The 5005-nt window shown below is 73.7% G+C and carries 4 protein-coding genes and 1 pseudogene; 1 reads left to right on the top strand and 4 read right to left on the bottom strand.

Translation table 11 applies throughout. From position 1 onward, the window contains the following. The 4 genes and pseudogenes from EEJ42_RS34000 to EEJ42_RS34015 all read right to left on the bottom strand — a co-directional run. Positions 1-298 (bottom strand): annotated as a pseudogene (locus tag EEJ42_RS34000) (hypothetical protein); the annotation flags it as partial. Next, positions 280-1008, bottom strand: coding sequence for an ABC transporter ATP-binding protein (locus EEJ42_RS34005; protein WP_123105931.1), 729 nt, complete (start codon positions 1006-1008; stop codon positions 280-282). The pseudogene EEJ42_RS34000 and the gene EEJ42_RS34005, both read right to left, overlap by 19 nt. Positions 1009-1151: 143 nt before the next feature. Then, a complete protein-coding gene (locus tag EEJ42_RS34010; RefSeq protein ID WP_123105933.1) occupies positions 1152-2795 on the bottom strand; it encodes a thiamine pyrophosphate-binding protein in 1644 nt (547 codons plus the stop codon). Positions 2796-2828: 33 nt separating this feature from the next. Beyond that, a complete protein-coding gene (locus tag EEJ42_RS34015; RefSeq protein ID WP_123105935.1) occupies positions 2829-4283 on the bottom strand; it encodes a sodium:solute symporter family protein in 1455 nt (484 codons plus the stop codon). Between the two features lie 110 nt (positions 4284-4393). Between EEJ42_RS34015 and EEJ42_RS34020 the strand changes: the two genes are divergently transcribed. Beyond that, positions 4394-5005, top strand: a 612-nt coding sequence (locus tag EEJ42_RS34020) for a PucR family transcriptional regulator ligand-binding domain-containing protein (protein WP_425473005.1), incomplete at its 3' end; no start/stop codon positions are given.

Raw genomic sequence — 5005 nt, forward strand, 5'->3', positions numbered from 1 at the left:
CGACGCCCGCCAGCAGCGCCAGCCGGGCCGGTCCGAGCCCGGCCGCGGCGAACCCCGCCCCCGGGCGGGTGCTCGGGTCGGCCCGGGCGACGGACATCGCCAGCTGCACGGTCGCGGCCAGCGGGACGACGCACCACAGCAGCCGCGCGAGCGCCCCGTCGGGGTCGGCCGGGTGGCTCGCCGCGAACCCCAGGGCGGTCAGCAGCAGAAAACTCGCGCCCGCCGCCGCGACGGCCACCAGTGACCGTCGCAGCAGGACCAGCGGATGGGAGCCGCGGGCTAGGCGGAGGCTGAGCACGCCGCGATGCCCTCCGCGTCGGGGGACGCCGCCGAGTCCACCAGGCGGCCGTCCAGCAGCGTCACGGTGCGGTCGGCGAGCGTGGCCACCTCCGGGTCCTGGGTGGCGAGGACGACGGTGATGCCGTGCGTCCGCGCCGCCGAGGTGAGCGTACGCAGCACCTGGGCGCGGTCGGCGCGGTGCAGCGGCGCGGTGGGCTCGTCCGCGAACAGCACACTGGGCGCCGGCGCCAGCGCCCGCGCGATCGCGACCCGCTGACGCTGCGACTGGAGCAGCGCGCCGGGGCGCACCCCCGCGCACTCCGCGACGTCGAGCCGCTCCAGCCACTCGCACGCCGCGCTCTTCGCGGCGCGCCGCCCGGCGCCGCGCAGCATCAGCGGCAGCGCCGCGTTCTCCCACCCGGTCAGCTCCGGCACGAGCTGCGGTTCGGTGTCGATCCAGCCGAAGTGGTCGCGCCACAGCCGCTCGCGGCTCAGGGGGGTGAGGGAGTGCACGGCGGTGTCGTTGAACCACACCTCTCCGTCGTCCGGGACGAGCTGGCCCGACAGACACTTCAGGAGCGTGGTCTTCCCGCAGCCCCGGGGGCCGGTCACCGCCAGGATCTCGCCCTCGCGGGCACCGACGGAGACACTGGCGAGGGCGGGCGAGCCGTCATGGGCGTACGACAGGGTGCGTGCCCGGAGCACGTCGTTGTCCGGCGGAGCCACCATCCAGAGCACCTCGCCTTACCTGCGATCGTCTCGTTCCCCCGCCGGGGTGAACGAGGCCGGAGCCAATGGGTCACTGGCACGGTAAGGACTCCTGCCGGGGCCCGCGCCTGAGGCTCGGCCGGGGGCGGGCCGGGTTCCTCCGATCAGCCCTGGTGCGGTTCTCCGAGGTGGGTGGGCGCGAACATGCGCAGGACGGCGGGGAGGACGACGACCGAGGGGCCCGGGGCGGCCAGCGCCGCCGCCAGGTCGGTGCGCAGCCGGTCGGGTGCCGTCCGCACGGCCGGCACGCCGAAGGACTCGGCGAGCGCGACGAAGTCCGGGCGGGCCAGTTCGGTGGCCGTCGCCTCGCCGAACGCGTCCGTCATGTACTCGCGCAGGATCCCGTAGCCGCCGTCGTCCACGATCAGCCAGGTCACCGGCAGGTCGTACTGGCGCGCGGTGGCGAGTTCGGCGATCGAGTACATGGCCCCGCCGTCGCCCGACACGGCCAGCACCGGCTTCGTACGGTCCGCGGTGGCGGCCCCCAGCGCGGCCGGAAGCCCGTAGCCGAGGCCGCCCGCGCCCTGGGCGGAGTGCATCGCGCCCGCGCGCGGGTCGAACGCGGACCAGGCCCAGTACGCGAGGATCGTCATGTCCCAGAAGCTGGGCGCGTCATCGGGCAGGGCCTCCCGCACGGCGCCCAGCACCTGCTGCTCCAGGTCCAGGTCCTGCGCCGCGATCCGCCGCCGTACGCGATCCAGCAGGACGGCCGCGGTCTCGGCGCCGGTCTTCTGCGGGCGGGGGGTGACCTCGCCCGCCAGGGCGGTCAGGGCGGGCCCCGCGTCGGCGTGGATGCCGAGGGCCGGGTGGTTGGACTCCAGCTTGCCGAGGTCGGCCTCGATCTGGATGACCTGACCGCGGGGCCGGAACGTGTGGTAGTTGGACGAGAGTTCGCCGAGCCCCGAGCCGACCACGAGCAGGACGTCCGCGTCCTCCAGCAGGTCGGTCGTGTGCCGGTCCTCCAGCCAGGACCGGAGGGAGAGGGGATGGTCCCAGGGGAACGCGCCCTTCCCGCCGAACGTCGTGGCCACGGGGGCGTCCAGGCGCTCGGCCAGCGTGCGCAGTTCCTCGCACGCCCCCGCGCGGACGACCCCGCCTCCGGCGAGGATCACCGGGCGCTCGGCCGTGCTCAGGAGGTGTGCGGCTTGTTCCATCAGTTCGAGCCGGGGTGGCAGGGGGCGCGGGGTCGCCGTCAGAGAGGTGACGGGCGGTACGGAGGTGGGGGCCAGCAGGACGTCCTGCGGGATCTCCAGCCACACCGGGCCCGCCGGTGCCTCCAGGGCGGACGCCCACGCGGCGGCGAGGGCGGACGGGATCTGCGAGGCCGCGCGGACCGTGTGGACGGACTTGACGATGTCGCGGAACGACGCCTTCTGGTCGGCCAGTTCATGCAGATATCCCTTACGGCCGCCGCCGAGCCCCGGGGTGGGCACCTGGCTGCCGATCCCCAGCACCGGCGCGGACGCCGCGGCCGACTCCTGGAGCGCCGCCAGCGTCATGAGCGCGCCGGGGCCGGTGGACACCAGCAGCGGGGCGACGGAGCCGGTGACGCGGGCGAAGGCGTCGGCCGCGAACCCCGCGTTGTTCTCCACGCGCAGGCCCACGTAGTCGAGGCCGGAGCGGCGCAGGGCGTCGAAGGCGCCCAGCGCGTGCTGCCCGGGGAGCCCGAAGACGGTGGTCGCGCCGAGCGCGGTGAGGGATTCGACGACGAGATCGCCGCCGTGGCGCTCGCGCGGTGCGGTGCGCATGGGGGGTGCCCTTTCCTGGTGGTGGTGTGGGGATTACGCGTTCGCCGGGGTGGGGGCGGGTTCGGGGGCCGGGTCACCGGCCAGGCGGCGGTGCCAGGCGTCCAGGACCGCCGCGTCCGTCGGCTTCGTGGCCAGGCTCACCGCCACGTACGCCACGAGCGAGGCCAGCAGGCCGATGTAGATGGGCTCGCTGGCGAGGACGCCCTTCCAGAGCATCAGCCCGATCACCGTCGTACCGCCCACGGCCACCGACGCCAGCGCTCCCGCGCCCGTGCCGCGCTTCCACAGCAGGCCGCCCAGGATCGGCACCAGGAGCCCGCCGACCAGCACGTTGTAGGCGACGGTCAGCGCCTCGACGACATTGTTCAGCGCGATGGAGATGCCGACCACCGTGACGCCCATGACGAGGATGAAGAGGCGGTTGCCCGCGACCTCGTCGTGCGAGGCGTTGGCGGGGCGGCCCCGGAGGCGGGCCCAGATGTCGTTGTTCGCGACCGTGGCGCAGGCGATGAGGGCGCCGGAGGACGTCGACATCACCGCGGACAGGGCCGCCGCCAGGACGAGCCCCTTGACGCCGATGGGAAGCGCGTCCTTGACGATGGTCGCGAACGCGTCGTCGGGGGCGCCGAGGTGGGGGTAGAGGGTCTTCGCCGCCGTACCGATGACCGCTCCGGCGACCGCGTACGCCAGACAGTACGTCCCGGCCGCGGTGCCGCCGACGCGGGCGACCTTGTCGTCGCGGGCGGTGAAGACGCGCTGCCAGATGTCCTGGCCGATGAGCATGCCGAAGGAGTAGATGAGCACGTAGGTGAAGACCGTCTGGGCGCCGATGCCCATGGGGGAGAAGTAGCTCGGCGGCAGTTCGGACTTCATCGCGGCGAAGCCGCCCGCCTTGACGACGGCGATCGGCAGCAGGAGGAGCAGCACGCCGACGGTCTTCACGACGAACTGCACCATGTCGGTGAGCGTGATCGACCACATGCCGCCGAGCGTGGAGTAGCAGATCACGATGGCCCCGCCGAGCACGATCGCCACGACGCGGTCGAGACCGAAGATCACGTCGAAGATGGTGGCGTACGCGATGGTCGAGGTGACCGCGAGCATCAGGGTGTACGCCCACATGACGATGCCCGAGATCAGCCCGGAGGACCCGCCGTAGCGCAGGTCCAGCATCTGGCTGACCGTGTAGACCTTGAGGCGGGCGATGCGCGCCGAGAAGAAGACGGACAGGGCGAGCAGGCCGAGGCCGATGGTGAGGACCATCCAGGCGCCCGAGAGCCCGTACTGGTAGCCGAGGCCGACGCCGCCGATGGTGGAGGCGCCGCCGAGCACGATCGCGGCCATCGTCCCGGAGTACATGGCGGGGCCCAGACGGCGGCCCGCGACCAGGAAGTCGCTGGTCGACGTGGTGCGGCGCATGCCCCACCAGCCGAGGGCGAGCATGCCCGCGAGATAGACGACGATCACCGTGTAGTCGACAGCGGTCATGGTGGGGCTCCTCACGGCGGGGACGGTGACCGCGACCTTAGGGTGTCGCCGAAGAGGCCGGGAAGTGTACGTTTCCTCCACTCACGGTTCCCGGGATGGAGGAAAAGGCCATGCCGCCGACAGTTCCCGTGCCTCTGGCCGTCCTGCTGGACCACCCCGGCCTGGGGCTGCGGCAGGTCGCCGGGCCGTGCGGGGAGGCGCCGGTGTACCTCGTGCACACGAGCGAGATGGAGGACCCCGTTCCGTATCTGCTGGGCGGCGAACTGCTGCTCAGCGCCGGGGTGCACGGCCCGGAGGCGACGGACGCGTACTGGGACCGCTATGTGGCCCGTACGGTCGAGGCGGGCGCCACGGCGCTGGGTTTCGGCATCGCGCCGGTGCACCAGGAGGTGCCGCGGGCGCTGATCGAGGCGTGCGACCGGCACGGGCTGCCGCTGGTGGAGGTGCCGCGGGAGACGACGTTCACGGCCGTCGCGAGCGCCGTGTGGGACGCGATGGCCGAGCGCCGCCACCAGGAGCTGCGGCGGATCACGGAAGTGCAGCAGTCGCTCGCGGCCGCCGCCGCGCGGCCCCATCCGGTACCGGCCGTGCTGCGGCTCCTGGCACGGCACCTGGGCGGGTGGGCGGTGCTGTACGGGCCGGACGGTGCGGAGCTGGCGGCGGCGGGACCGCGCCCGTCCCCGGAGGCGCGCGGGGCGCTCGGCTCCCTGGCCGCCCGGCTG

This window comes from Streptomyces botrytidirepellens, assembly GCF_003721215.1.
In the GTDB taxonomy this organism is placed as follows: Bacteria; Actinomycetota; Actinomycetes; order Streptomycetales; family Streptomycetaceae; genus Streptomyces; species Streptomyces himastatinicus.